We start from the raw sequence: 351 nt of genomic DNA on the forward strand, positions 1-351 counted from the left end.
CTAAATTTGCGAAACGAGCTTGAAGTTGTCGGAACAGCATGTGATGGCCAAGATGCGTTTGAAAAAGCAAAACTTTTGATCCCGGATATCGTTTTAATGGACATCCGGATGCCGGGAACAAACGGTGTGACCGGAACAAAACTAATTCGGCAAAAATGGCCTGAAATCAAGGTACTCATGCTGACGACATTTAAAGACAGCGAGCTGATTTTTGAAGCACTCGAAGAAGGGGCAAGCGGATACCTGCTCAAGGATATGCCGACAGATACGATTGTTCAGGCGATTTTGACCGTTCATTCCGGCGGTGTTGTTCTCCCTCCAGATGTAACAGCACAGGTTATAAAGGAAATG

The 351-nt window shown here is 45.6% G+C and carries 1 protein-coding gene; it reads left to right on the forward strand.

Translation table 11 applies throughout. The annotated features are described in order from the left end of the window. Positions 1-351, forward strand: a 351-nt coding sequence (locus RYX56_RS21520) for a response regulator (RefSeq protein WP_317124013.1), incomplete at both ends; no start/stop codon positions are given.

This window comes from Alkalihalophilus lindianensis (genome assembly GCF_032843265.1).
Classification (GTDB): Bacteria; Bacillota; Bacilli; order Bacillales; family Bacillaceae_D; genus Alkalihalophilus; species Alkalihalophilus lindianensis.